We start from the raw sequence: 24,938 nt of genomic DNA, 5'->3' as shown, positions 1-24,938 counted from the left end.
CATGATCAAGCATCTCACGCTCGGCGGCGTCTCGGCGCTCGCACTCCTCGCTGCTGTTCCCGCGTTCGCGCAGGACAGCCAATCGACCGTCACCCAGACCGGCTCCAACGGTGTCGTCACGGTCGGCCAGACCGGCTCGAATCATCTCTCGACGGTCACGCAGGGTGGCAATCGCAACGAAGCTACCGTCACCCAGTCGCGCGACAGCGCCGATTCGACGATCACTCAGGACGATGGCGACGGCGACAATCGTAACACAGCGACCGTCACCCAGGCCGGCGACAGCACGTCGGTGGTCAACCAGACCTCGGACCGCAACGACGCCACCGTCGACCAGACCGGCGCCGGCAACAACAGCCAGCTGGACCAGGGCGGCGACGGCGACAATGTCGCCACCGTCACGCAGGACGGCAATGACAACGACTCGGTGGTCGCACAGACCGGATCGTTCGGCACGGCCGACGTGATGCAGACCGGCAGCACCAACATGTCGCAGATCGATCAGGGCGGCGGCATCAATTATGCCTATGTCGAACAGGCCGAAAGCGGCAACACCTCGATCGTGACGCAGGACGGCGTGCTCAACCTCGCCAGCGTCGAGCAGACCGGTCGCAACAACCAGTCGGTCGTCGATCAGGGCGGCTTCTTCAACAGCACCGGCTATTCGGCGACCGTTCGCGGCGTCATCCAGTCGGGCAACAACAACGAATCGAACATCCGCCAGCGCGGCGGCTTCCAAGATGCGCTGGTCGAGCAGTCGGGCAACCGCAACTTCGCCGACATGGATCAGGGCGGCGCGGCTGGCGGCGACCACATCGGCACGATCGTCCAGGGCGGCAACAACAATGCCGCTACCATGCTGCAGCGGGGCACCGCCGACATCGGCTATGTCGATCAGTCGGGGAACAGCAACTTCGCCGGCGTCGATCAGGGCGCCGCGGCGGGCAACGACCACCTCGCCACCGTGGATCAGAGCGGCAACCGCAACACCGCCCTCACCTTCCAGCGCGGCGACACGCAGGATGCCGACGTGATCCAGTCGGGCGACGTCAACTTTGCCGACGTCCAGCAGCGCGGCGAAACGCAGGTCGCATTCGTCGAGCAGATCGGCAACCGCAATACCGGCACCGTCGATCAGGGTGACGGCATGGGCATCGACCAGTTCGCGTCGATCACCCAGGGCGGCGATCGCAACCTCTCGTCGATCCTCCAGCGCGGCGACGGTCATGACGCCGCGACGATCCAGGACGGCGACGACAATGTCTCGACGATCGAGCAATATGGCGCGGACAACAGCGCGTCGGTCGCGCAGTACAGCAGCGGCAACTTCTCGACCGTCACTCAGGATGGCAGCAACCTGACGGCCTCGGTGACGCAGGGTCGTCCCTGATGTCGCACCCGGCCGGCATCGTCCGGATGCCGGCCGGGTTACTTGTTCGAATGCGTGAGGATTGGCGATGATGCGAACCAGGATAGCGACTGCGATGAGCGCCGCGCTGCTGTGCGCCGCCTCCCCCGCGCTCGCGCAGCAAACGGGCGAGCCGGTCGGCGAAACGCCCCCTGCCGAAAGCATATTCTATTCCGCGCCGGGCGTGATTGCTGTCGAGCGACCGGTGTTGCGCGGACGCAGCGTGTTCATCAGCCAGATCGGCTCCAGCAATTCCGCGACCGTCGAACAGTCGGCATCGCTGGCGCGCAGCGACCTTCGCCAGAACGGCGACCGCAACTCGGCGCAGGTCGAGCAGCGTGAATCGGCGGCGAGCTTCACCGAACTGCGCCAGACCGGCAACGACAACGATGCCGTCATCGCGCAACGCGGCAGTGGCGCGAACACGCTGTTCGTGCAACAACAAGGCGAAGCGAACCGGCTGCGCGCGCTACAGGATGCTGTCGCGGCGACCGACAACGGCGCGATCCTTGCCCAGATGGGCAACGACAACGACATGACGCTGTCGCAGCAGGGTGCCGACAACCAGGCGGTGCTGGTCCAGAACGGCGACGGAAACGCGATGACGGCGAGCCAGGACGGCGGCGGAAACCGCCTGATGTGGACGCAGACGGGTAATGGCTTGAGCGACCTCGGCATCGTGCAGAGCGGTGGCCAGGCGATGCAGATCACGCAAACGCGCTGAGGCGCAACCGGTAAGGGCAGGCAATGGCGGAAGCGACCCTGGTGCCAAGATCGAACGGCTTGACCGGCTGGACGCTCCCACTGGTCTGCTTCGTGCTTGCGGCGACCGCGGCGTCGGCCGGACAGCGTCAGGCCGCAGATGCGGATCGGGATAGCCGAACCAATATCCGCCAGATCGAAAGCGCCGCTGAAGAGGACACGGCATCGGCGACCGCCGAACCGCAAACCGATTCAACCGGTGTCGATCAGTTGGGAACCGCCCCCGCCGATCCGGCGATGGCGCAGGTTCCGACGGGATCGGCCCCCGCCCTCCCGCTGGTTCAGGTCGGCGGCCGCGATCGCGCCACCGGCGGCAGCCAGCTTTCAACCGGCGGACGCAGCGCACAGGCGGCGGCGCCGCTGTCCAGCCGCGGCCAGAGCCGCCCGCAAGCCGTCGTCCGCCTCAGAGGCGCCGACGCCTGCGATCCCGGCGCACCGGCGGCAGGCTCGGAGGCCTGCGCGCGCGTGATCGAAAACCGGTCCTCCGAATATCGCAGCGCCACCGCACCGGTGCTGTCACCCGAACAGCGGCTGCTGATCGATCAGCAGCAGCGCGAGGTGACCGGCGATCCCGCGGCGATCGTCCGGCGGCTCGGCCGCAGCGACGTCGATGCCGATGCGCGCGATGCGCAAAGCGTCGCATCCCTGGTGTTGCCGGGCAATCCCACCCAGTCGGCACCGGTCGATGCCGAGGATCCGACCGATGGCCTCAGCCCCGAAACGGTCAATCTGATCGAGGCGATCGTCCAGAACGCGCAAGGTGCTGTGCCGCAATGAACCCGGATTGGCCAAGGAGTGCCTGAGATGAAATTGATCCTTGCAGGAGCGATGCTCATGACGATCGGTGCCCCCCTTTCCGCCGCGCAGGAGGCGCACGCGCCGATCTATCTGGAAACCGAGACCGACGGCGACATGGTCAGCGTCCGCGTGGTCGGCAATGCCGACGCGGCGACCGACGCGACGTACACGCTGGCGGTGTCGAGCGGCGGCTCCGGCAGCAACCGGTCGGTGCAGAGCGGGCGCGCCCGACTGGAACCCGGCCGCCGCGTCACGCTGATCAACCTAAAGGTCAGCCGCGGCGGATCGGACGACTGGTCGGCAAAGCTCGACGTCACTCCGACCAGCTCGGCAAGCTACACGCAAGAGCGCGGGCCACAGGGATGATCGCCATGGCCGCTGCCCGACCCACGGTCGATCGGCATATCGGACAGACCGCGATAGCTCGGGGATGATGGAAAGGAATTGCGGATGGCCGGAATGATCCTGATCGCGGCGCTGGCGATGGCCGCCGCTCCCGTCGGAACCGGGGCGGCTACCGGTATTTTCGCCCAGGACAATTCCTCCATGCCGCGTCTGCCGGCGCGCAAGCCAGGGGCAAGTGCCATGCAATCGGCCGAGGGTGTCCAGAACCTCCCATTCGCGCGCGGCAAGGCGTTCCGCACCCTCGACGCCTATCTTTCCCATCTTAAGCAACAGGGTGCGATCGATTTGCCGTGGTGGCGGGAAATCGAACCAGGCGTCTACGAGCACGTCGTCCGGATGCCGAATGCCAAACGGGAGATCGCTACGCGCGAACAGCTCATGGAAAGGTTTGGTTTCTTGAAGTAAAGTCGCCTAGTCCAGATGTATTACGTGTGATCGCGTCCGTTGCTTTTGTTCAGCGCGGCGCCTTTTCCCGTGGTTTGGCGATCTGCGCATGTAGATCCGCGACGTCGACTCATGGTCGAATGGGTCGAATTGAAACGCTTTATGACCTCATGCCAAGCTGATCGCCTTCATCCGCGATGCGATCGGCATGGCACAAGCATCGCGATATTGCGCACAAGCCCTTAAGCAAGCGCGACTCCGGCCTATCCCCTCGTCAGCTTTGGGATGCTTTCCGCCATTGACTCGGGACTTGGCAATATCTGGTTAATAATGATTGTCGCGGCGCATATTTTATGATCTTCTCTGCGAATCGCGCTCGGCGTGCGCTATTTGCAGAGGGGATAGTTTCATGAAAACCGGTCAATCATTTTTCATTGGCGAATCGGAGACATGGGGTTGCGGTTGCGCTGCCTGCACTTCGCCGAAATCGCTTGCGGAACCGTTCGCGGTCGGTTCGACCGAGTCGCACCTGGCAGACGTTGCGGGCCGCCTGACGACGACCGCGCCAGCAGTGTCGGTTCCGGCGGAAATCCTGGTCGATGGCGATATCGACGGGTCCGAGATCGACGGCTATGAGATCGATCTGGTCGCGGGCCAGACCTATCTCTTCTCCGCGTACGGATCGGGAGCCGATCCACTCGGCGACACCTATCTCTATGTGTTCAACGAGGACGCCACCGCCCTGCTCGGCGAGGATGACGACGGCGGCAGCGCCACCAACTCGCTGCTGACCTACACCGCGGACTATACCGGCACCCACATCATCGGCGTCGGCGCATTTCCGGGCCAGGGCGCGACCGGCACCTACACGCTCGACGCGATCCTGTATTCGGGCGTGGACGAAGTTCCGGACACGTTCGCGGGCGCAGTCGAGATCGAGGCGGGGGTGGTGAATTACGGCTTCATCGACCCCGGTGCTGGGCCATTCGGCGCGACCTATTCCGAAGTCGATACCTACAAAATCGAGGTCGAGGCGGGTAAGCTCTATTCGATCGAACTCGCCGGCGGTGGTGCCAACTATTTCGACCTGGTCGATGGCGAACTTGATACCGTTTTGCAGATCTACGACGAAGAGGGCAATGTCGTCGCCTTCAACGATGACGTCGCATTCCCCGGCGATATCAGCTCGGCCGCCAGCTTCTTCGCGACCGAGTCCGGCACATATTACATCGATGCGCTCGCATATTCGGGGACCACGGGTGGATATTCGTTGACCGCGAACGAGATCGACCTGGCAGGGTTCGATCCGCTCGATTCGATCGACTGGGTCAACGCCGAGAACGTCCCGTTCGACGAGACCAACACCGCCTATGTCTATTTCGCGATGGAAGGCGAGACCTTTGGCGAGACGGCAGACGACGGCGTCAGTCCGATCCTGTCGCTTGGCTGGAACGACTATGAGAAGCAGCAGGTGATGGAGGCGCTCGAGCAGTATGAGAAAATCCTCGGCACCAATTACGAGATCACCACCGATGTCGAGCAGGCGACCTTCCGCCTGATCACGACCGAGTCGGAACAATATGGCGCCTATTTCTATCCGCAGGATCCGGCTTACGGCGATGCCAAGGGCATCGGCGCGTTCAACGTCCTGAGCGGCGGCTGGGACTTCGATCAGCAGCAGAGCCTCGAACAGGGAGGCTATTCGTTCGCGGTCATCCTGCACGAGTTCGGCCATGCCCATGGCCTGGCGCATCCGCACGATCGCGGCGGCGGGTCCGACGTCATGCTCGGTGTCACCGCGGCGCAGGGGTCGCTGGGTCTTTTTGACCTCAACCAGGGCGTCTACACGGTCATGTCGTACAACGACGCGTGGCAGCTCAACCCCGACGGTCCCTCGCCCTATACCGGCGCGACGATCGATCAGGGCTGGTCGGGCACGCTCAGCGCCTTCGACATCGCCAAGCTGCAGGAGCGGTACGACGTCCGTCCCGACTACGCGACCGGCAACACCACCTACACGCTCAAGGACGTCAACGATCGCGGTACCTATTACGAGACGATCTACGACACCGGCGGCACCGACACGATCAGCTACACCGGCAATCGGGACGCACGGATCGACCTGCTTGCCGCGACGCTCGACTATTCGCCGACCGGCGGCGGTGCGATCTCGTTCGCCGACGGCATCTTTGGCGGCTTCACCATCGCCAATGGCGTTGTCATCGAGAATGCCAGCGGCGGCAACGGCAACGACGTGCTGCTCGGCAACGACGTCGCCAACGTCCTGACCGGTGGTCGCGGCGATGACATGCTGCTCGGCGGTGCCGGTGCGGATCGTCTCGACGGCGGTGCCGGCTATGATACGGCGAGCTACCTCAACTCCGGGTCCGGCGTGACCGTATCGCTTGCCACGCGCGGCGGCAGCGGCGGCGAAGCGGCCGGCGACGTGCTGATCGCGATCGAAGCGGTCGATGGCAGCGCTTTCGCCGACACGATCACCGGCGGCACCACCAACGATCGCCTGTCGGGCAATGGCGGTGACGACACATTGTCCGGCGGCGCCGGCAACGACACGTTGCTCGGCGGTGAGGGGCTCGACCTGCTCGACGGCGGTGCCGGCAACGACACGCTGGATGGTGGCGCCGGTGCCGATCGCCTGCTCGGCGGTGCCAACAACGACACCCTGTTCGGCGGTGCTGGTGACGATGTGCTCGACGGCGGCATCGGTAACGACGTGCTCGACGGCGGTGCCGGTGCCGACTTCCTCACCGGCGGCACCGGGAGCGATACGTTCGTGTTCAGCGATCTCGGCGAAACCGATCGCATCGGCGACTTCCGCCGCGGCCAGGACAAGATCGACGTCAGCGGAATCGATGCCGTCGATGGCGGCGGGCAGGATGCCTTCACCTGGATCGACGGCGCCGCATTCAGCGGTGCAGCCGGCGAACTGCGCACTTATGCGCAGGGCGGCAGCTACTTCGTCGCGGGCGATACCGACGGCGATCTCGTCGCTGACTTCGTCATCCAGAGCAATGCGGCGATCATTCAGACCGACATCATCTTCGCCTGATCAGGACGGCCCGGCGAGACAATCTCGCCGGGCCGAACGATCAAGACCCCGCACGCGTCCCTAGCGATCAGGGGGCATGCGGGGTCTTTTCTTTTTGAATCGCATCGGATGGCGTGGGGCACGCGCCGGATCGCAGCGCCTACCTTCGGCCGGCGGTTATTGCGTCGCCGCGTCCGCGGCTGGGGTCGCCGTCGATGCCGCGGCAGGTGCCGCCCCGGTCTGCGCACCCGTGACAGCAGCGTCGAACTGCTCGGGCGTCAATCCGACGATGATTCCCCGCGGGCTCATCCCGAACGCGCTCGGCGCAAGGCTGACATCGCCTTTCGGCGTCGTCAGAACGATATTCGCACCCGCCGACTTGACCGTGCCCAGCACGGTCGTGCCATTGGCGCCGCGAACCTGAGCCCCCGGCACCAGCTGCGCCTGCAGGGCAGCCTGCGCCTGCTGCTCGGCCTGCGCCGCGGCGGCGTTGAGCTGCGCCTTGGTCAGCGACACCACCAGGCCCTTTTCGCCCGGGCCGACCGCAGTGGTCGGCACCGCGACCTTGGCGGTTCCGGTGGACACGATGATCGCGTTCGGTTGAATGCTGTCGATCGTGCCGGCTTCGATCCCCTGCGGATCGTACAGCATTGCGCCGACGGTCGGCGTCGCGGCGGCCTGCGGCGCGGGGGTCGGGATCGGGGTACGGGTCTGTGCCGCTGCCGCACTGACCGACAGCGCGGCGGCGATAGCAATCATACTCGTCTTCTTAATCAACGTCGTTCTCCTGGGTTCAACTGGTTCGATATAGCAACACTCGACCCGCCGAATCGTTTCGAAACAGACGAACCGAGACAGTTCCACGACCAGCGACGTCAGTTGCACGCGGCAGCCCGAATGATTGGCACGAACTTTTCCGCTGTTAGGCTCGCCCCCCCGACCAAGGCCCCGTCGATATCGTCCATCGCCAGGATCGCCGCGGCGTTGGCTCCGGTCACCGACCCGCCATAGAGGATGCGGATACCCTGCGCGGCGTCGCCGACCAACTGCCGCATCTTGGCGCGCGCGATCGCGTGGATCGAGGCGATCTCGTCGGGGGTTGGCGTCCGCCCCGTGCCGATCGCCCAACGCGGCTCATAGGCGAGCGTGAACCAGTCACCGCTGGCATCTTCCGGAACCGATTTCTCGATCTGCGCCTGCACGACGCGCTCGGCGCGCCCCGCATCGCGCTCCGCCTCGGTTTCGCCGCAGCACAGGATGACGTTCAGTCCGTGGCGCCGCGCCGCCGCCGCCTTGGCCCACGCATCCTGGCTGGTCTCGTGCTGGTCGGCGCGGCGTTCGCTGTGGCCGACGATGACGGTGCGCGCCCCCGCCTCGACCAGCATCGCCGCCGACGTGCAGCCGGTGTGCGGCCCGGCATCCGCCTCGTGACAATCCTGCGCGCCGATCGTCAGCGCGCCCGCGACCGCCACCGCGCGCTCGATCAGCGTGAACGGCACGCACAGCGCCGCATCGACCGACGGGTTGGCGGCGGCAGCGTCGGCGATGGCGCGAACCTGCGGCAGATCGGCGCGCAGCCCGTACATCTTCCAGTTTCCTACCACCAGCTTGCGTCGCGTCATCGGCATCCCCCGTCGAGCCATTGCCCGTTCAATCATTTGCTGCTGCCGGGCTTAGAGATTGAAACGACGCCGTGGAAGTCGCGGGAGCGCTTGATGGCACGAACGACGCACCCTAAAGCGCTTGCTTCCTGTTCCTGGTTGATTGGGGCTTCATGCTCGCTTCGTTTCGCAGCTTCGTCCGTTCGCGCGTCGGCGTAGTCCTTACGCTGATCGTGCTTGTCCTGATCGCACTAGCCTTTGCGGCGGGCGACATCAGCGGCTTGCGGCCGCAGGGCGCGGCGCTGGTCGGCGGCACCGTCGTCGAGGTCGGCGATGCCACCGTCACCGACGCCGAACTGACGACCCGCGCGCAAAATGCACTCGATCAGGCGCGCCAGCAGCAGCCGACGCTTGACATGGGCGCGCTGGTGGCGGCGGGCGGCTTCGAAAGCGTGGTGTCGCAGGTCATCCAGGCGCTGTCGCTCGAGGAATTCGCGGCGATGGCCGGGATGGAAGTAAGCCAGGCCGCGATCGATGGTCAGATTGCCAGCATCCCGGCGTTTCAGGGTTTCGATGGCAAGTTCAACCAGGATACCTATGAACGGCTGCTCGCCGATCGCCGCATCACGACCGAGCAGCTTCGCACCGACATCCGCCGCGAAATCCTGACGCAATGGCTGATCGCTCCGACCATCGGCGCCAGCCAGGTCTCGCCCAGGCTCGCGCTGCCCTATGCTTCGCTGCTGCTCGAACGGCGCCAGGGCTCGGTCGGCATCATTCCCAGCAGCGCGGTCCCCGCCCCCGCGGCACCGACCGATCAGCAACTCGCAAGCTATTATTCCGCAAATCGGTCGCGCTACACCGTCTCGGAGCGCCGCGCGATCCGCTATGCCTTGGTGTCGCCGGAGCGGTTCGCCGCCGGGATCAATCCCACCGACGCCGAGCTTCAGGCGGCGTATCAGGCGCGCCGCGCCGAATTCGCCGCGACCGAGACGCGGACTATCGAACAGGTGATCGTCGCGGATCAGAACGCCGCCAGCCAGCTCGCCGCCAAGGTCCAGGGCGGTACGCCGCTGGCCGCGGCCGCGCAGGCGATCGGGCTGGAAGCCTCGACCCAGACCGCGGTGCGCAAGCAGGCCTATGCCGCGCAAAGCTCGCCAGCGGTCGCCGATGCCGCATTCGCCGCGCCCGAAGGCTCGGTTGTCGGACCTGTGCGTGGCACGCTCGGCTTCGTCGTGCTGCGCGTGGCCGATGTCGAACAGGTCGCCGGCCGGTCGATCGCCGACGTTCGGGACACGCTTGTGACCGAATTGCGGAGGACGAAGGCACTTGAGGCGCTGACCGCGCTCCAAGAACAGCTCGACAACGGCATCACCGACGGATCGACCTTTGACGAGTTGATCGCCGATGCCAAGCTGCAGGCAGTGACCACGCCGCCGCTCACTGCCGACGGTCGCAACCCCGACAATCCGCAGGCGGAGATCGATCCCGCGCTGACCCGCGTCGTTCAGGCCGCCTACGCCACCGAGCCGGGCGACTCGCCGCAGCTGGTCCAGACCGCGCAGGACGGCACCTTCGCGCTGGTCGGGCTGGCCAATGTCCTGCCGCCCGCGCCGCGCCCGCTCGGGCAGATCCGCGACCGCGTCGTCGCCGACTGGACATCCGAACAGGCCAAGCAAGCGGCACGCAAGATCGCGCTCGGCGTCATCGCCAAGGTCAATCGCGGGACGTCGTTGGCGCAGGCGATCGCCACGTCGGGCGTGCGTGCGCCGGCGCCCGAAGCGCTCGATGCCACGCGCGCCCAGCTCGCCGCACAGGGTCAGCAACTGCCGCCGCCGGTCACGCTGATGTTCTCGATGGCGCCCAAGACCGCAAAGCTGGTCGAGGCGCCCAACAATGGCGGCTGGTTCGTGGTCTATCTCGACGCGATCGAAAGCGGCGATGCCAAGGGCAATGAGCGCGCGATCGCGTCGACCCGCGCCGGGTTGGGAAGCGTCATCGGTCGCGAATATGCCGAGCAATTCGCCATGGCCGCGCAGCGCAGCGTCGGCGTCCGCCGTGACGAGGCCGCGCTGGCCCGCGTCAAGGCGCAGCTCGCCGGACAGGGCGTCCGGCCCTGACGGTCGTCCAGGGGATCGCCGAGGGGCGCAGGGCCCTCGGCGAGGGGCGCCCGGCGCTGCTGTGGAGCCGGATCGTCGCCGACACCGAGACCCCGGTCGCTGCCGCGCTCAAGCTGATCGAACCCGGCCGCGGCGATTTCCTGCTCGAATCGGTCGAGGGCGGGTCGGTACGTGGGCGTCACAGCCTGATCGGTCTTGCCCCAGACCTGGTGTTTCGTGCCGAACAGGACCGCGCCGAGATCAATTCCGCATGGCTGGCCGATCGCGATGCCTTCGCGCCCTGCGGCAAGCCTGCGCTGGCGGCGCTCCGCGACCTGGTCGCCGAATGCCGCGCCGAAGTCCCGGCAGAGCTGCCGCGCGCGCTTGCCTGTCTGGTCGGATATTTCGGCTACGAAACGGTTGGCCTCGTCGAGACCCTGCCGAGGCCGCCCGCCAATCCGCTGGCGCTGCCCGACATGATGTTCGTCCGCCCGACGGTGCTGCTGGTGTTCGACCGGCTTGACGACACGCTGTTCGTCGTCGCGCCGGTTTGGCCGGGCGCGGAATCGGGTCTGCATGGTGTCGACACTGCGGCCGAACGGATCGAGGCGACGCTCTCCCGGCTGGCGCACGCACCGCTCCCCGCCCCGGCCCGCGCCGCCGCCACCGAGGTCGCGCCGACCCCCGTCCTGGCGGACGGGGCCTATGCCGCGATGGTCGATCGCGCCAAGGCCTATATCACCGCGGGCGACATCTTTCAGGTCGTGCTGGCGCAGCGCTTCACCACGCCTTTCCCGCTCGCGCCGTTCGAGCTCTACCGCGCCCTGCGCCGGATCAACCCGTCGCCGTTCCTCTATCATCTCGACCTGCCGGGCTTTGCGCTGACCGGCTCGAGCCCCGAAATCCTGGTCCGCGCCCGCGACGGCGAAGTCACCATCCGCCCGATCGCGGGCACGCGTCCGCGCGGGCGCACCGCCAGCGAGGACAGCGCCAACCGCGACAATTTGCTTGCCGACCCCAAGGAACGCGCCGAGCATCTCATGCTGCTCGACCTCGGCCGCAACGATGTCGGCCGCGTCGCCGCGCCGGGCAGTGTGCGCATCACCGACAGCTATGGCGTCGAATTCTACAGCCACGTCATGCACATCGTCTCCAACGTCGTCGGGGAGCTGGCGCCGGGCAACGACGCGCTCGACGCGTTGTTCGCGGGCTTTCCGGCGGGAACCGTATCGGGCGCACCCAAGGTCCGCGCATGCCAGATCATCGCCGAGCTCGAGCCGGAGACGCGCGGTGCCTATGCAGGCGGAGTCGGCTATTTCTCGCCCGACGGATCGATGGATTCGTGCATCGTGCTGCGCACCGCGGTGGTCAAGGACGGCGTCATGCACGTCCAGGCGGGTGCCGGCATCGTCGCCGACAGCGACCCAGCCTATGAGCAGCGCGAATGCGAGGCCAAGGCCGGCGCCCTGTTCGCCGCTGCCCGCGAAGCGATGGCCACGGCCGGAAACGCCGGTTTCGGCCAGTAAGGCGTCAGGGAATCGCCCGCGCCGCCGCGTCGTCCGCACGCCGCGCCGCGCGCGACTGCTGGATGAACTGCATCGTGCATCCGGTCTGCCCGCCCGTCCCAACGGGCGAGCAGCTGTTGGGCAGGCCGATCCGGTTGACCTCGCTCACCGTCTCCGCGCGCGCGGCCCACGCGGTGCTGGCGGGGTGGTACTTGGCTTTGCGCAACTTCTTGGGGATGCGGTACAGATCCTCCTGGTCGATACGCGCGCACACCACGATCTCCTCGCCGACCGCCTTGGGACAGGGTTCGTCGCCGACGACCTGGACGTTGCGGATGCGTTCGGGCGGCGCGCTGGCGACCTGTTCGCTGTCCTGCGTGGCCGCCACTGCCGGGGATGCGACCAGCGCGACGAGCATGAACCAGCGAAGCATTCGATCTCCTGTACCCTCGGCACTGTCGGCGCGGAAGCCTTGCGCTAGCATGAACGCACACCTGCGCGATTGCACCATGCGGCTGAGCAGCTAAGGCACATCCATGATCCTGGTCATCGACAATTATGACAGCTTCACCTGGAACCTGGTCCATTATCTGATGGAACTGGGCGCAGAGGTACAGGTCGTGCGCAACGACGCACTGACCGCCGCCGACGCGATCGCCAGCGGGGCCGCCGCGTTCCTGATCTCGCCCGGTCCGTGCACCCCCAACGAAGCCGGGATCAGCCTCGACCTAGTCGCCGCGTGCGTGCAGGCGCGTCGCCCGCTGCTCGGCGTATGCCTGGGGCATCAGGCGATCGGCCAGCATTTCGGCGGCCGCGTCGTTCGCGGGGGGCTGATGCACGGCAAGACCTGTCCGGTCGACCATGATGCTACCGGGCTGTTCGCCGGTCTGCCCTCGCCGTTCACCGCGACGCGCTACCACTCACTGGTCGTCGAGGACGTGCCCGACTGCCTTATCGTCAACGCGACTGCCGGCGATGCCTCGGTGATGGGGCTGCGCCATGCCAAGCTGCCGATCCACGGCGTCCAGTTCCATCCCGAGAGCATCGCCACCGAACATGGCCATGCGCTGCTCGCCAACTTCCTGCGGATCGCAGGGCTGCCGGTTCGGGCAATGACGAGGGACGCGGCGGCATGACGTCATTCGCCCTCCTCCCCGATCCCGCCACGCCGCTGAGCCGCGAAAGCGCGCATCAGGCCTTTGCCGACCTGCTCGACGGACGCACCAGCGAGGACGCGATCGCCAGCTTCCTGATCGGCCTCACCGAGCGCGGCGAGACCAGCATCGAGATTGCAGAAGCCGCGCGTGCCCTTCGCGAGCGCCTGATCCCGATCGCCGCGCCGCCCGGCACGATCGACGTGTGCGGCACCGGCGGCGACGGCCACCATACGCTCAACGTCTCGACCGCGGTCAGCCTGGTGGTCGCTGCCGCCGGCGTTCCCGTCGCCAAGCATGGCAATCGTGCCGCGTCATCGAAAGCCGGAGCTGCCGATACGCTTGAGGCACTGGGGCTCGACATGGCGCGTGCCGGGGCACTGGCCGAAGCCACCCTCGCTGATCTCGGCATCTGCTTCCTGTTCGCGGGCAATCATCATCCCGCGATGAAGCGTATCCAGCCGATCCGTCAGAAGCTCGGGCGCCGTACGATATTCAATCTGATGGGTCCACTCGCCAATCCGGCGCGCGTTTCGCGCCAGCTGATCGGCATCGCCCGGCCCGACTATGTGCCGATCTATGCCGACGCGCTCGAGCAGCTCGGCACCGAAGCCGCGTTCGTCGTGTCGGGCGAGGAAGGTCTCGACGAATTGTCGGGCAGCGGAGCGAGTGTCGTTGCCAGTGTCGGCAGTGCGCGACTGCCCGCGCGCATCGCCCCCGAAGACGCAGGCCTCGCCATCCATCCGGTCAGCGCGATCCGCGGCGGCGATCCACATGTGAATGCCGCGGCGCTGCGGGCGCTGCTCGGCGGAGCGCCCGGCGCCTATCGTGATGCGGTGCTGCTCAACGCCGCCGCCGCGCTGATCGTCGCCGGTCGCGACGACGATCTGAAGAGCGGTGCCGAACGCGCCGCCGCGGCGATCGACGATGGCGCGGCGCAGCGACTGCTCGACGCCTGGATCGCCTATCCATGACCGACATGCTCGACACCATCCTCGTCACCAAGCGCGCCGAAGTCGCCGAGCGGCGGGCGCGCATCGGCAGCGGCGATCTGTCCGCCGGGATCGCCGCGCAGATGCCGCCGCGCGGCTTTCGTGCGGCGCTGGATGCCAAGGCAGCCGACGGATACGGCCTGATCGCAGAGATCAAGAAGGCCAGCCCGTCCAAGGGTCTGATCCGCGCCGATTTCGATCCCGCCGCGCATGCCCGCGCCTATGCAGAGGGCGGAGCGGCGTGCCTGTCGGTACTGACCGATGCCGAGTATTTTCAGGGGCATGAGGAGTATCTGGTCGCCGCTCGTGCCGCCTGCGACCTGCCGGTGCTGCGCAAGGATTTCATGGTCGATCCATGGCAGGTCGACGAGGCGCGCGCGATTGGGGCGGACGCGATCCTGATCATCGTCGCCGCGCTCGACGACGGCGCGATGGCGGAGATCGAGGCGGCGGCGATCGACCATGGCATGGACGTGCTGGTCGAAGTCCACGACGCTGCGGAGTTCGACCGCGCGTTGCGGTTGCGGTCGCGCCTGATCGGGGTGAACAACCGCGATCTCAGGGACTTCTCGGTCGATTTTCAAAGAACCTATGATCTGGTCGATCGCGCGCCGCCGGAATGCAGCTTCGTCGCCGAGAGCGGCCTTACCGGGCGCGGCGATCTCGACGCGATGGCCGCGCGCGGCGTGCGCCGCTTTCTGGTCGGCGAGACGCTGATGCGCCAAGCCGACCTCGCCGCGGCGACCCGTGCGCTGATCGCATGACCGACCTCACCCATCTCGACCCCACCGGCGCCGCGCGCATGGTCGACGTGTCGGAAAAGGCGGCCACGGCGCGCGAAGCGGTCGCCAGCGGCCGGATCAGCATGTCGCGCGCGGCGGCGCTGGCGATCCGCGACGGCGCGGTGGCAAAGGGCGATGTGCTCGCCACCGCGCGGATTGCCGGGATCATGGCGGCGAAGCGCACCAGCGACCTGATCCCCTTGTGCCATCCGCTGCCGATCACCCGCGCCGCCATCGACCTCACGATCGACGACGCCGGCGTCACCGCGACCGCGACCGTCGCCACCGACGGCAAGACCGGGGTGGAAATGGAAGCACTGACCGCGGTTTCGGTCGCGCTGCTGACGATCCACGACATGGCCAAGGCGATCGACAAGGCGATGGTCATCGACGGCATCCGCGTCCTGGCCAAGCGCGGTGGGAAATCGGGCGACTGGACGCGGCCATGAGCCTGCTCCCCGTCGCCGAAGCACAGGCGCGCCTGCTGGCGCTGCTGCCGCTGCTGGCGACCGAGCCCGTGGCGCTGCGCGACGCTGCGGGCCGCTGGGCGGCCGAGCCGCTGGCGGCGCTTCGCACCCAGCCCGCGAGTGACCTGTCGGCGATGGACGGCTATGCGATCCGCCATGCCGACCTGCCCGGCCCATGGCGCGTGGTCGGCGAAAGCGCTGCCGGACACCGCTTCGACGGGGCGATCACGGCGGGGGACGCGGTGCGCATCTTCACCGGCGCGGCGATGCCGAGCGGTGCCGACTGCGTGCTGGTTCAGGAGGAAGCGCGCCGCGACGGCGCAGTGCTGACGCTGGCCGGTGACGGTCCGCGCGGGCCGGGCGGCAATGTCCGGCGGCGCGGGCTCGATTTCTCTTGCGGCGATCCGCTCGTCGCGGTGGGCGAACAGCTGACGCCGCAGCTGCTGGGACTCGCTGCAGTCGCCGGGCACGCGCAGGTGGAAGTGCGACGCCGGGTTTGCGTGGCGGTGGCGGCGACGGGCGACGAACTGGTCGCGCCGGGAAGCGACCTCGGGCCCGACCAGCTACCCGAATCGAATGGCGTTATGCTGTCTGCAATGCTCGCGGCGCTGCCTGTCGATATCGTCGATCTCGGCATCCTGCCCGATCGGCTCGAAGTGATGGTCGAGGCCTTTGCGGGCATCGATGCGGATATGCTGGTGACGACGGGCGGCGCCTCGGTCGGTGACCACGACCTGATCTGTCCCGCGCTGACCGCAGCGGGCGCGGAGATCGATTTCTGGCGGATCGCGCTGCGCCCCGGCAAGCCGATGCTGGCGGGGCGGATGCGCGACACCGTCGTGCTGGGACTGCCGGGCAACCCTGTGTCGGCATTCGTCACCGCGCATCTGTTCGTGCTGCCGATGGTGCGTGCGCTCGGCGGCGCGGCGATGCCGTGGCCGACTCCCGTTCCCGCGGTGGCGGGCAGCGCGCTTCCCGCCAATGGCGATCGGCTCGATTACATGCGCGCTACGCTGGCAGACGGTGTCGCCACCCCTGCCGACGCACAGGACAGTTCGATGCTGCGGACGCTCGCCAGGGCGCAATGCCTGATCGTTCGACAACCCCATGCGCCGCCCATGGCCAAAGGCGAACGCGTGGATATTCTGCCCATCGCTTGACTTGTCCGCAGGCGTTGCTAGGGTGTTCCGCGTCTGTTCCGACGGAGGTACGCCATGCTCACGCGCAAGCAGCACGAATTGATCTGCTTCATTTCCGACCGCCTTGCCGAAACCGGCGTATCGCCCTCGTTCGAGGAGATGAAGGATGCGCTGGATCTCAAGTCGAAGTCGGGCGTCCATCGTCTGATCAGCGCGCTGGAGGAGCGACAGTTTCTGCGCCGCCTGCCCAATCGCGCGCGCGCGCTCGAGGTGCTGCGCATGCCCGAGCGCGGTGACGTCAAGAAGGCAAATGCGAAAACACTGTCGCAGGTGTCACCTTCCTCCACTTCACGCAACACACCCCCGTCCCCCGCCAACGATGTCATTGAGATTCCGCTGCACGGCCGCATCGCCGCTGGCATGCCGGTCGAGGCCATGGAGGGCGCCACGATGCTGCCCGTCCCCGCCGCGCTGCTCGGTTCGGGCGATCATTACGCGCTTGAGGTTGCGGGCGATTCGATGGTCGATGCCGGCATTCTCGACGGCGACTATGCGCTGATCCGGCGGCAGGACGAGGCGCGCGAGGGCGAGATCGTCGTTGCGCTGATCGACGATCATGAAGCGACGCTGAAATATTTCAGGCATGAAGGCGCGATGGTTCGGCTCGATCCCGCCAATCGCAGCCATGATCCGCAGCGCTATCGCCCCGATCAGGTGCGCGTGCAGGGCAGGCTCGCCGGATTGCTGCGCCGTTATTGAGGGCGATAGCGCGGCGGCCGGACGATCGGCGGCGTGACCCAGGGGTGGCGGTCGCCGGGGCTGCGCACGGTGACGAGGCGCCCGGCGTGGAGGGCGATGGCAACGCCGCCGGTCCGCACCAGCGCGGCGCGGTCCAGCCTTAGCCAGCGCGGTACGCACCCCGCGGGCAGGCCGCGGTCGGCAATGACGATGTCTGCCTGTCGGCAGGCCGCGATCAACTCGCCCGCATCGACGAAATAACCGCTGCGCGTCGCCAGGATGCGCCAGGTCCGCGTGGCACTGCGATAATCGGCGATGCACAGGTCGGCGCTGCAGCGCACGTCGCCGCGATCGGCAAGCGCGCCGAGTTCTGCGTCGGTGCCCGCGGTTTCGCCCAGCATCGAGCGGACATAGTCGCCCGCCCGATCGCGCAACAACGCCATCCCGCCATCGGCACTGCGCAGCGCGAGGTGGCGGCCGTCGCCGGTGACGATCAGGTCGGGCCGCGGAGTCGTCAGCGCCCAGCCCGCCCCCACTGCCAGCGGCACCAGGCCGAACGCCCGCACGCGAGTCCGCCACAAACCGATCCACAGCATGCCCAGGAGCATCGCCGCGAACGCACCCGCGGGAATTGCCGGCAATGCGGTCACCGCTCCGGGCGCCGCCGCGACGGTCCGCGCGATCCACAGCAGCAGTTCGAGCGATGCCGCCACCAGCCACCACACCGGCGCGCCCAGCCCCACCAGATCGAGCGCCAGCGCCAGCGCCTCAAGCGGCATCGTCACAAAAGTAGTCAGCGGAATCGCGACGATATTAGCCAGCGCACCATACAGCCCGGCCTTGTGGAAATGGAACAGCGCGATCGGCGTCAGCGCCAGTTCGACCGCGACGCCGGTCAGCAGCAGCGACGCGATGCCCCGCCCGATCCGCCGGATGCCGCCTTCCTCGCGCCGTGCGAACCAGCCCCGCACCCGCGGATATTCCTGCAGGGCAATAATCGCGGTGACCGCGGCGAAGCTCAACTGGAAGCTCGGCCCAGCGATCGATTCGGGCCATAGAAGCAGCACGATGGTCGCGCCGGCGGCAACCAGCCTGAGCGTGATCGCTTCGCGTCCCAGCGCCAAGGCCGCCAGCACCAGCAATGCGGCAATGCACGAGCGCACCGTCGGGACTTCCGCGCCGGAAAACAGCGTGTAGGCGACCGCGACCGCAGCGGCGGCTCCCGCGGCGACCATCGGCAGCCGCACCCGCAGCGCCAGCGCGGGACTCAGCGCCAGCAGCTTTAGCACCAGCACCATGGTCGCCCCGACGACGGCGGTGACATGCAACCCGCTGATCGACAGCAGATGCGCGAGGCCCGAACGGCGCATCGCTTCGGCATCGTCCTCGCTGATCGCTCCTTCGTCGCCGGTGGCCAGTGCCGACGCGATGCCGCCGGCGCTGCCTTCGACCCGGCGTTCGATATGGCGCGCGACGCGATTGCGCAGGTCTCTGCCCGGCTGGTCGCCGGGTGCGACGATAGCGATCGGGGCAAAGGCGCGCCCGCTCGCCCCCAAGCCATCGAACCATGCGACGCGTGCGAAATCATATGCGCCGGGCACTGCCGGCGGGGCAGGCGGCATCAGCCTTGCCCGCAAGCGCAGAATCGCGCCGCGCGCCAGGCCATCGGGCACATCGCGTTCGGCGATGTTGACGCGGACCACCGGGGGCAAGCCGCCTTCCACTTCGCCATCGACCTGCTGCACGCGCAATCGCACGCGGACCAGTTCGCGCGCCGACAGTGCCTCGATGCGTTCGACCCTGCCGGTAAAGGCGACCACCGCGGGACGCGAGAGGACCGGCGCAGCGACCCGTTCAGCCCGGCCCCAAACCAGCGCGCAGCCAAGCGCCATCGCCAGTCCGGCAATTGCGACCGCCGGTCCCGCTCGGCCGCCACGCATCGTCGCCGCACCTGCCCCGGCGATCGCCAGCGCCAGCGCGATGAAGCCGGCCCAGCGCACGGCATCGGGCAACACAAACCATGCAGCGACGCCTGCCCCCAGGAAAACCGGAATCCAAAGCGGCAGCTGATCGCGTTCCGCTTCCAGCCAGCGCTCGATCGCAGGGTACCGCCAGCGGCCGACGCTGCCGGTTTGAAGCGCGGGAAACCCCGTGCTAGGGGCGGGCGCGGCGAAACGAGCCATTCATTTACAGCTTGGGAGCAAGCGCGCTTGGGCGCAACCGACGATATCGACACCGGCGCCGCGACGCCTGCCGAGCCGCGCCCCGTGGTGACGCGCTTCGCCCCGTCGCCGACCGGCTTCCTCCACATAGGAGGAGCGCGCACCGCGCTGTTCAACTGGCTGTACGCGCGTCATCATGGCGGCCGTTTCCTGCTGCGGATCGAGGATACCGATCGCGCGCGGTCGACGCAGCCCGCGATCGACGCGATCCTCGACGGCATGCGCTGGCTGGGACTCGATTGGGACGGCGAGGCGGTGTTCCAGTTCACCCGCGCCGATCGCCATGCCGAGGTGGCGCGGCAGCTGCTCGCCAGCGGCCACGCCTATCGCTGTTATCTGACGCAGGAAGAGCTTGCGGCGATGCGCGCGGCGGCGCAGGCCGAAAAGCGACCGTTCAAGGTGGTCAGCCCGTGGCGCGACGCCGATCCGGCAAGCACCCCCGATCTCCCGTACGTCGTGCGGCTCAAGGCCGAACAGACCGGAGCGACGCGGATCGCCGACCGCGTACAAGGCGACGTCACCGTCCAGAACGCCGAGATCGACGATTTCGTGCTGCTGCGATCCGATGGCACGCCGACCTATATGCTCGCGGTGGTGGTCGACGATCACGACATGGGCGTCACTCACGTCATCCGCGGCGACGATCACCTCAACAACGCCTTTCGCCAGCTCGGCATTCTCCGTGCGATGGGCTGGCCCGAGCCGGTCTACGCGCATGTGCCGCTGATCCACGGCGCCGATGGCGCGAAGCTGTCGAAGCGGCATGGCGCGCTGGGCGTCGAGGCGTATCGCGACGAGATGGGCGTCCTGCCGGAAGCCTTGTCCAACTATCTGCTGCGGCTGGGCTGGGGCCACGGCGACGCCGAACTGATCGGGCGCGATCAGGCGACGCAGTGGTTCACGCTCGAAGCGATCGGCCGATCGCCGTCGCGGTTCGATACCAAGAAACTCGAGAATTTGAACGGCCAGTATATTCGGATGGCCGATGACACGCGCCTGGCGGCGCTGACGGCGCTGCGGCTCGGCCGATCCGATCCGGCCTCGATGGCGCAGATCGAGGCGGCGATGCCCGCGCTCAAGCCGCGCGCGGCGAACCTCAACGAATTGGCGGACGCGACTGCCTTTTTGTGGGCGAAGCGGCCGCTCACGCTCGATGACGCCGCCGCCGGGCTGCTCACCGCGGACGGCCGCGCGCTGCTGGCCGCTGCCCATGCGAGCCTTGACGCGCTGCCCACATGGGATACGGAGGCGCTCGAAACCGCGGTACGCGAGGTTGCGGAGCAGACCGGGGCGAAACTCGGCGCGGTCGCACAGCCGCTTCGCGCGGCCCTGACCGGCCGCAAGACCTCACCGGGCATCTTCGATGTGCTCGTCCTGCTGGGACGCGAAGAGAGCCTGGGCCGCATCGCCGACCAGATGGCCGTTTCGGCCGCCGACTGAACGAAAGGATTTCCCGCCGATGCCAGAGACCGCGACGCTTCAGCTTCCCGGCAATGCGATCGATTGCCCGGTGCTTTCGGGCACCGTCGGCCCCGAGGTCGTCGACATCCGCAAGCTGTATGCCCAGACCGGCATGTTCACCTACGACCCCGGCTTCACCTCGACGGCGAGCTGCGATTCGGCGCTGACCTATATCGACGGTGACGAGGGCGTGTTGCTCCACCGCGGCTATCCGATCGGCCAGCTGGCCGAGCATTCGAGCTTCATGGAGGTCGCCCACCTGCTGCTCAACGGCGAGCTGCCGTCAAAGGACGAACTCGACACCTTCACCTACACGATCAGCCGTCACACGATGCTGCACGAACAGCTCGCGCAATTCTATCGCGGGTTCCGGCGCGATGCGCATCCGATGGCGATCATGTGCGGGGTCGTGGGAGCGCTGTCGGCCTTCTATCACGACTCGACCGACATCACTGATCCGACGCATCGGCTGATCGCCAGCCACCGGCTGATCGCCAAGATGCCGACGATCGCGGCGATGGCGTATAAATATTCGATCGGTCAGCCGTTCCTCTATCCACAGAACGACCTGAGCTATACCGGTAATTTCCTGCGCATGACGTTCGGCGTCCCGGCCGAGCCGTACGAGGTCAACCCGATCGTCGAACGCGCGCTCGACCGCATCTTCATCCTCCACGCCGATCATGAACAGAACGCGTCGACCTCGACCGTGCGGCTGGCGGGCTCGTCGGGCGCCAACCCGTTCGCCTGTATCGCGGCGGGCATCGCGTGCCTTTGGGGCCCTGCACATGGCGGCGCCAACGAAGCCGCGCTCAACATGCTTCGCGAGATCGGGACGCCCGACAAGATTCCGCACTATATCGATCGTGCCAAGAACAAGAACGACCCGTTCCGCCTGATGGGCTTCGGCCACCGCGTCTACAAGAACTACGATCCGCGCGCGACCGTGATGCAAAAGACGGTGCGCGAGGTACTGGGCGAACTGGGCGTCACCGATCCGATCTTCGACGTTGCGCTGCAGCTTGAGGAAATGGCGCTAAAGGACGAATATTTCGTCGAAAAGAAGCTGTTCCCCAATGTCGATTTCTACTCGGGCGTAATCCTGTCAGCGATCGGATTCCCGACGACGATGTTCACCGCGCTGTTCGCGCTTGCCCGCACGGTCGGCTGGGTGGCGCAGTGGAACGAGATGATTTCCGACCCTGCGCAGAAGATCGGCCGTCCGCGCCAGCTTTATACCGGTCCGGCCGAGCGCGAATATGTCGCGGTGGGTGAGCGCTGAAATGCTGCTGCGGCGGTTGCTGATCGGCATCGGGCTGGTGATCGCCGCGTTCGGACTGCTGTTCGTCGGTCAGGGGATGGGCGTGATCCGCTGGCCGGAATCGAGCTTCATGATCGACCGGTCGCCCTGGGTCACCAAGGGCGCGGCGATCGCCGCGCTCGGGCTGGCGTTGGTGCTGATCGGTCGTCGGGTGCGGCGCTAGCCTGCGGGCAGGCGAAGCGTGAAGCTGGCACCCTGCCCCGGCGCGCTCGCCACCGTCAGGTCGCCGCCCATCGCCCGCGCCAGACGCCGCGCAATGTACAGCCCCAGCCCGCTGCCGCCCGGCTCGCTGGGATCGACGCGCCCGAACTTGTCGAAGATCCGGGCATGGTCCTCGGAAGCGATGCCCTTGCCTTCGTCGGTGACGGTCAGCGCGGCATGGTCGCCATCCTGCGCCAGTTCGATCATCACCGCCGCGTCCTGCGGCGAATAGCGGACGGCATTGCCGATCAGGTTGACGACGATCTGCAGGGCCCGGCGGAAATCCCCGCGAGCAGGGAGGACGGCTTCGAAATCGGGGCGATCGATGCGCACGCCCTTTTGCGAAGCGCGCACCGAAAGCAGCCCGGCGGCGCGGCGCGCGACATCGGCAAGGTCGATCGGCTCGGGATCGAGCCGGAAATCGGGCCGTTCGACCGCATCGAGATCGACCAGATCCTCAACCAGCGCCAGCAGATGCCGCCCCGCATTGGCGATATCGACCGCATATTCGGCATAGTCCTGCCGTAACGGGCCCTCGGCCTGGGCGCTGATGCTATCGGCATTGGCGATGATCTTGTCGAGCGGCGTGCGCAATGCCGATTCGAGCCGTTCGGTAAAGCGATCGGGCAGCCCGGCCGTCGAATTCGACCGACGCGGCGCCGGCTCGGGTGCCGGCAGGCGAGTGGCGGCGCCTACCAGCCCGGCGAACCGTCCCGCAGGATCGATGCGCGGACTGGCCGACAGGGTAACATGTTGGCCGGTCCCGCGAATTTCGGCGAGCTGATCGTCGAACCGCCCCTGCCCCGACACTGCACGCAGCAGCGGCAGTTCGCCATCGCCCGCCTCGGCGAGCGCGAACAGCCGCGTGATCGGCTGACCAGCGAGGGCGGTAGCGTCGAAGCCGAAGCGCGCGCCTGCTTCCGAAGCGAGTGCAGTGATGCGAAGCGCCGCGTCGGTTTCCCACAGAAAGTCTGCATCCGAGCGGAAATGATCGCGTTCACGACTGGCCACGTCGCCGACCTGCCGCCAGGGGCTGCGCTGGCGCCAGCCGGTAACTTCGAGCCGAACGCCGCTATCGCCGGGTTCGGCGCGGACCCAGAGTTCCAGGTCCTCTTCGCCATCCGCAACCACGATCGCTCGAGATACGATGATGCCAAGTCGGCTGGCGAGTCGCGCGATTTCCGCGAGTTGCGGCAGCGCGCAGGTGTCGCCGATCGTGCCCCCGGCATGATCGTTGAGTTCGGCGATGCGGGGATCGGCCGCGACCAGGCGGCCCACCATATCGATCGACGCCGTCGCGATCGGCTGCAAGTGATCGGGGGCGTTCATACCCCCCGCCCCTGCGCCATCGCCGCGACCGCATCGCGATAGACCGGGTCGGCGCGAAGGATCATCAGCGCCGCGCGCGCATCATCGGGGCTCAGCAACATCGCCGGATCTAGGCGGTCGACGAACCGGTCGAGATCACGGCGTGGATCGGCTTCGCTCAGCACGAACCCGATCTGCGCCAGCGTCGTCCGAGGAAGATTGAGCGCACGCAGCGCCACCCACAGCCGATCGCCGTCGCGATCGAGCACAAGCGCCCGGACCGCGGCATAATCGCTGCCGAGCGCGCGTGCGACGAATGCAATGAACAGCGCGATGCGCCGATCACCCAGCGCTTCGAGCAGCAAGGTGCCGAGCTCGGCGGGAGCGGGATCGAGCGCCGTCGCCATCCGCATCGCAGCCGTCTCGATGCGATCACCCTCGTCATAGGCGCGCAGGCTGCGCCGAACTGCATCCGCCAGGGCCGAATCAAGCGCCGCAAGCTCGGAGCGATCGGCGTGTGCGCCGCGTCCGCGCAACACGGCGGCGATCTGCCACGTCAGCCGATGCTGACATTCGGCCGACAAATCGCTGTGGGCGATCGGATAGCCCTCCTGCGCATCGCGGCGGCGCGAATCGGCCGCCAGCAGCGCGCGAGCGGCATTGCCGACCACGCGATCGGGATGTTCGACCATCCGTGCGAGCAGGCTGGGGCGCTCGGGATCGTCGTCGGCAGCTCCCTGCAATCGGTCGGCGATCGCGTCTATCTCGATACGGCCGAGCAACTGTTCGATGAGATCGGCGTCGCCAAGAAGCTCATGCGCGACGAGCAGGTCATAGGGCCGATCGCCCGCGGTCAGCGCCATGGCGAGTTCGGGATGCCCCGCGGCAGCGAGCGATCGGCCCGCATACGCCATCAATTCGGTCGCGACAGTATCGACGATGCGGGCAAGCTGGAGCCCGAATGCCGCGCGCACCGCATCGTCGATGCGATCCTGTTCTGCGCGAAACAGGTCGTGCGCCGCATCCGCCGATCGCCCGCGCACGCGCATCGATGCCGCCGCAGCGGCGGCGAGCAACGTCTCGGCGCTGTAGGGAGCGCCGCCGGGCGGATCGACGGGATCGAGCGACATGGTCTCCAGCTA

23 protein-coding genes are annotated in these 24,938 nt (G+C 67.3%); 17 read left to right on the top strand and 6 right to left on the bottom strand.

Translation table 11 applies throughout. The annotated features are described in order from the left end of the window. The first annotated feature begins 1 nt into the window (after position 1). The 6 genes from FHY50_RS03275 to FHY50_RS03250 all read left to right on the top strand — a co-directional run bounded on the left by FHY50_RS03275 (position 2) and on the right by FHY50_RS03250 (position 6,827). Entirely contained in the window at positions 2–1,390 is a 1,389-nt protein-coding gene (locus tag FHY50_RS03275; protein WP_140046946.1) for a hypothetical protein, read from the top strand. A gap of 94 nt (positions 1,391–1,484) precedes the next feature. Beyond that, the gene (locus FHY50_RS03270; protein WP_166745482.1) at positions 1,485–2,132 is read left to right on the top strand and encodes a hypothetical protein; all 648 of its coding nucleotides are present in this window, start codon (positions 1,485–1,487) and stop codon (positions 2,130–2,132) included. Positions 2,133–2,155: 23 nt separating this feature from the next. Then, positions 2,156–2,947, top strand: coding sequence for a hypothetical protein (locus tag FHY50_RS03265; RefSeq protein WP_140046944.1), 792 nt, complete (start codon positions 2,156–2,158; stop codon positions 2,945–2,947). A 27-nt stretch (positions 2,948–2,974) separates the two neighbouring features. Further along, positions 2,975–3,334 (top strand): curli-like amyloid fiber formation chaperone CsgH, encoded by a 360-nt coding sequence (gene csgH, locus FHY50_RS03260; RefSeq protein WP_140046943.1) that lies wholly within the window; start codon positions 2,975–2,977, stop codon positions 3,332–3,334. Between the two features lie 84 nt (positions 3,335–3,418). Continuing rightward, complete coding sequence (locus FHY50_RS03255; RefSeq protein WP_140046942.1) at positions 3,419–3,778, top strand: hypothetical protein; 360 nt, start codon at positions 3,419–3,421, stop codon at positions 3,776–3,778. A gap of 550 nt (positions 3,779–4,328) precedes the next feature. Then, on the top strand, positions 4,329–6,827 hold the full coding sequence (locus FHY50_RS03250; RefSeq protein ID WP_166745481.1) for a M10 family metallopeptidase C-terminal domain-containing protein: 2,499 nt from the start codon (positions 4,329–4,331) through the stop codon (positions 6,825–6,827). Between the two features lie 156 nt (positions 6,828–6,983). Here the strand turns inward: FHY50_RS03250 and FHY50_RS03245 are convergent, their stop codons facing one another. Together FHY50_RS03245 and tpiA are read right to left on the bottom strand one after the other, a co-directional pair. Continuing rightward, a complete protein-coding gene (locus FHY50_RS03245; RefSeq protein WP_140046940.1) occupies positions 6,984–7,565 on the bottom strand; it encodes a hypothetical protein in 582 nt (193 codons plus the stop codon). A 116-nt stretch (positions 7,566–7,681) separates the two neighbouring features. Beyond that, positions 7,682–8,428 carry a triose-phosphate isomerase gene (gene tpiA / locus FHY50_RS03240; protein ID WP_140046939.1) on the bottom strand — a complete coding sequence of 249 codons (747 nt, stop codon included), beginning with the start codon at positions 8,426–8,428 and terminating at the stop codon, positions 7,682–7,684. A gap of 152 nt (positions 8,429–8,580) precedes the next feature. Between tpiA and FHY50_RS03235 the strand changes: the two genes are divergently transcribed. Together FHY50_RS03235 and FHY50_RS03230 are read left to right on the top strand one after the other, a co-directional pair. Next, positions 8,581–10,527 carry a peptidylprolyl isomerase gene (locus FHY50_RS03235; RefSeq protein WP_140046938.1) on the top strand — a complete coding sequence of 649 codons (1,947 nt, stop codon included), beginning with the start codon at positions 8,581–8,583 and terminating at the stop codon, positions 10,525–10,527. Beyond that, positions 10,524–12,032 carry an anthranilate synthase component I family protein gene (locus FHY50_RS03230; RefSeq protein WP_140046937.1) on the top strand — a complete coding sequence of 503 codons (1,509 nt, stop codon included), beginning with the start codon at positions 10,524–10,526 and terminating at the stop codon, positions 12,030–12,032. The genes FHY50_RS03235 and FHY50_RS03230 overlap by 4 nt, the downstream gene beginning before the upstream one ends. A gap of 4 nt (positions 12,033–12,036) precedes the next feature. Here the strand turns inward: FHY50_RS03230 and FHY50_RS03225 are convergent, their stop codons facing one another. Continuing rightward, entirely contained in the window at positions 12,037–12,444 is a 408-nt protein-coding gene (locus FHY50_RS03225) for a hypothetical protein (protein WP_140046936.1), read from the bottom strand. 103 nt (positions 12,445–12,547) lie between these two features. Here FHY50_RS03225 and FHY50_RS03220 point away from each other — a divergent pair, with 103 nt between their 5' ends. From FHY50_RS03220 to lexA, 6 genes are read left to right on the top strand one after another with little or no spacing between them, the layout of a single operon-like run. Beyond that, positions 12,548–13,147: an anthranilate synthase component II gene (locus FHY50_RS03220; protein ID WP_140046935.1), complete on the top strand. Its 600-nt coding sequence runs from the start codon at positions 12,548–12,550 to the stop codon at positions 13,145–13,147. Beyond that, positions 13,144–14,139 carry an anthranilate phosphoribosyltransferase gene (trpD, locus tag FHY50_RS03215; protein WP_140046934.1) on the top strand — a complete coding sequence of 332 codons (996 nt, stop codon included), beginning with the start codon at positions 13,144–13,146 and terminating at the stop codon, positions 14,137–14,139. Before FHY50_RS03220 ends, trpD begins: the two co-directional genes overlap by 4 nt. After that, positions 14,136–14,921, top strand: coding sequence for an indole-3-glycerol phosphate synthase TrpC (trpC, locus tag FHY50_RS03210; RefSeq protein ID WP_140046933.1), 786 nt, complete (start codon positions 14,136–14,138; stop codon positions 14,919–14,921). Before trpD ends, trpC begins: the two co-directional genes overlap by 4 nt. Then, on the top strand, positions 14,918–15,388 hold the full coding sequence (gene moaC / locus FHY50_RS03205) for a cyclic pyranopterin monophosphate synthase MoaC (protein WP_140046932.1): 471 nt from the start codon (positions 14,918–14,920) through the stop codon (positions 15,386–15,388). Before trpC ends, moaC begins: the two co-directional genes overlap by 4 nt. Then, entirely contained in the window at positions 15,385–16,566 is a 1,182-nt protein-coding gene (locus FHY50_RS03200) for a molybdopterin molybdotransferase MoeA (RefSeq protein WP_140046931.1), read from the top strand. Before moaC ends, FHY50_RS03200 begins: the two co-directional genes overlap by 4 nt. 54 nt (positions 16,567–16,620) lie before the next feature. Continuing rightward, entirely contained in the window at positions 16,621–17,304 is a 684-nt protein-coding gene (lexA, locus tag FHY50_RS03195) for a transcriptional repressor LexA (protein ID WP_140046930.1), read from the top strand. Here the strand turns inward: lexA and FHY50_RS03190 are convergent. Beyond that, positions 17,298–19,466 carry a ComEC/Rec2 family competence protein gene (locus tag FHY50_RS03190; RefSeq protein WP_243846704.1) on the bottom strand — a complete coding sequence of 723 codons (2,169 nt, stop codon included), beginning with the start codon at positions 19,464–19,466 and terminating at the stop codon, positions 17,298–17,300. The genes lexA and FHY50_RS03190 overlap by 7 nt on opposite strands. A 27-nt stretch (positions 19,467–19,493) precedes the next feature. On the opposite strand from FHY50_RS03190, the gene gltX reads away from it, so the two are divergent. From gltX to FHY50_RS03175, 3 genes are read left to right on the top strand one after another with little or no spacing between them, the layout of a single operon-like run. Then, a complete protein-coding gene (gltX, locus tag FHY50_RS03185; protein ID WP_243846702.1) occupies positions 19,494–20,945 on the top strand; it encodes a glutamate--tRNA ligase in 1,452 nt (483 codons plus the stop codon). Between the two features lie 19 nt (positions 20,946–20,964). Continuing rightward, positions 20,965–22,248 carry a citrate synthase gene (locus FHY50_RS03180; protein ID WP_140046927.1) on the top strand — a complete coding sequence of 428 codons (1,284 nt, stop codon included), beginning with the start codon at positions 20,965–20,967 and terminating at the stop codon, positions 22,246–22,248. Next, positions 22,238–22,450: a hypothetical protein gene (locus FHY50_RS03175; RefSeq protein WP_244935288.1), complete on the top strand. Its 213-nt coding sequence runs from the start codon at positions 22,238–22,240 to the stop codon at positions 22,448–22,450. Before FHY50_RS03180 ends, FHY50_RS03175 begins: the two co-directional genes overlap by 11 nt. Here FHY50_RS03175 and FHY50_RS03170 read toward each other — a convergent pair. Together FHY50_RS03170 and FHY50_RS03165 are read right to left on the bottom strand one after the other, a co-directional pair. Next, complete coding sequence (locus FHY50_RS03170; protein WP_140046926.1) at positions 22,447–23,817, bottom strand: sensor histidine kinase; 1,371 nt, start codon at positions 23,815–23,817, stop codon at positions 22,447–22,449. The two genes, FHY50_RS03175 and FHY50_RS03170, sit on opposite strands and share 4 nt — an antisense overlap. Continuing rightward, positions 23,814–24,926 carry a DUF2336 domain-containing protein gene (locus tag FHY50_RS03165; protein ID WP_140046925.1) on the bottom strand — a complete coding sequence of 371 codons (1,113 nt, stop codon included), beginning with the start codon at positions 24,924–24,926 and terminating at the stop codon, positions 23,814–23,816. The genes FHY50_RS03170 and FHY50_RS03165 overlap by 4 nt, the downstream gene beginning before the upstream one ends. Between the last annotated feature and the right edge of the window lie 12 nt (positions 24,927–24,938).

Source organism: Sphingomonas japonica (genome assembly GCF_006346325.1).
GTDB classification, from domain to species: domain Bacteria; phylum Pseudomonadota; class Alphaproteobacteria; order Sphingomonadales; family Sphingomonadaceae; genus Sphingomonas; species Sphingomonas japonica.
This window is presented reverse-complemented; position numbering and strand designations above follow the sequence as displayed.

Excerpts from the sequence above, each read along its gene's own strand:
- FHY50_RS03275 (WP_140046946.1), top strand. The coding sequence starts at position 2 with ATGATCAAGCATCTCACGCTCGGCGGCGTCTCGGCGCTCGCACTCCTC.
- FHY50_RS03270 (WP_166745482.1), top strand. The coding sequence starts at position 1,485 with ATGAGCGCCGCGCTGCTGTGCGCCGCCTCCCCCGCGCTCGCGCAGCAA.
- FHY50_RS03265 (WP_140046944.1), top strand. The coding sequence starts at position 2,156 with ATGGCGGAAGCGACCCTGGTGCCAAGATCGAACGGCTTGACCGGCTGG.
- csgH (WP_140046943.1), top strand. The coding sequence starts at position 2,975 with ATGAAATTGATCCTTGCAGGAGCGATGCTCATGACGATCGGTGCCCCC.
- FHY50_RS03255 (WP_140046942.1), top strand. The coding sequence starts at position 3,419 with ATGGCCGGAATGATCCTGATCGCGGCGCTGGCGATGGCCGCCGCTCCC.
- FHY50_RS03245 (WP_140046940.1), bottom strand. The coding sequence starts at position 7,565 with ATGATTGCTATCGCCGCCGCGCTGTCGGTCAGTGCGGCAGCGGCACAG.
- tpiA (WP_140046939.1), bottom strand. The coding sequence starts at position 8,428 with ATGACGCGACGCAAGCTGGTGGTAGGAAACTGGAAGATGTACGGGCTG.
- FHY50_RS03235 (WP_140046938.1), top strand. The coding sequence starts at position 8,581 with ATGCTCGCTTCGTTTCGCAGCTTCGTCCGTTCGCGCGTCGGCGTAGTC.
- FHY50_RS03225 (WP_140046936.1), bottom strand. The coding sequence starts at position 12,444 with ATGCTTCGCTGGTTCATGCTCGTCGCGCTGGTCGCATCCCCGGCAGTG.
- FHY50_RS03220 (WP_140046935.1), top strand. The coding sequence starts at position 12,548 with ATGATCCTGGTCATCGACAATTATGACAGCTTCACCTGGAACCTGGTC.
- trpD (WP_140046934.1), top strand. The coding sequence starts at position 13,144 with ATGACGTCATTCGCCCTCCTCCCCGATCCCGCCACGCCGCTGAGCCGC.
- trpC (WP_140046933.1), top strand. The coding sequence starts at position 14,136 with ATGACCGACATGCTCGACACCATCCTCGTCACCAAGCGCGCCGAAGTC.
- moaC (WP_140046932.1), top strand. The coding sequence starts at position 14,918 with ATGACCGACCTCACCCATCTCGACCCCACCGGCGCCGCGCGCATGGTC.
- FHY50_RS03200 (WP_140046931.1), top strand. The coding sequence starts at position 15,385 with ATGAGCCTGCTCCCCGTCGCCGAAGCACAGGCGCGCCTGCTGGCGCTG.
- lexA (WP_140046930.1), top strand. The coding sequence starts at position 16,621 with ATGCTCACGCGCAAGCAGCACGAATTGATCTGCTTCATTTCCGACCGC.
- FHY50_RS03190 (WP_243846704.1), bottom strand. The coding sequence starts at position 19,466 with ATGGCTCGTTTCGCCGCGCCCGCCCCTAGCACGGGGTTTCCCGCGCTT.
- FHY50_RS03180 (WP_140046927.1), top strand. The coding sequence starts at position 20,965 with ATGCCAGAGACCGCGACGCTTCAGCTTCCCGGCAATGCGATCGATTGC.
- FHY50_RS03170 (WP_140046926.1), bottom strand. The coding sequence starts at position 23,817 with ATGAACGCCCCCGATCACTTGCAGCCGATCGCGACGGCGTCGATCGAT.
- FHY50_RS03165 (WP_140046925.1), bottom strand. The coding sequence starts at position 24,926 with ATGTCGCTCGATCCCGTCGATCCGCCCGGCGGCGCTCCCTACAGCGCC.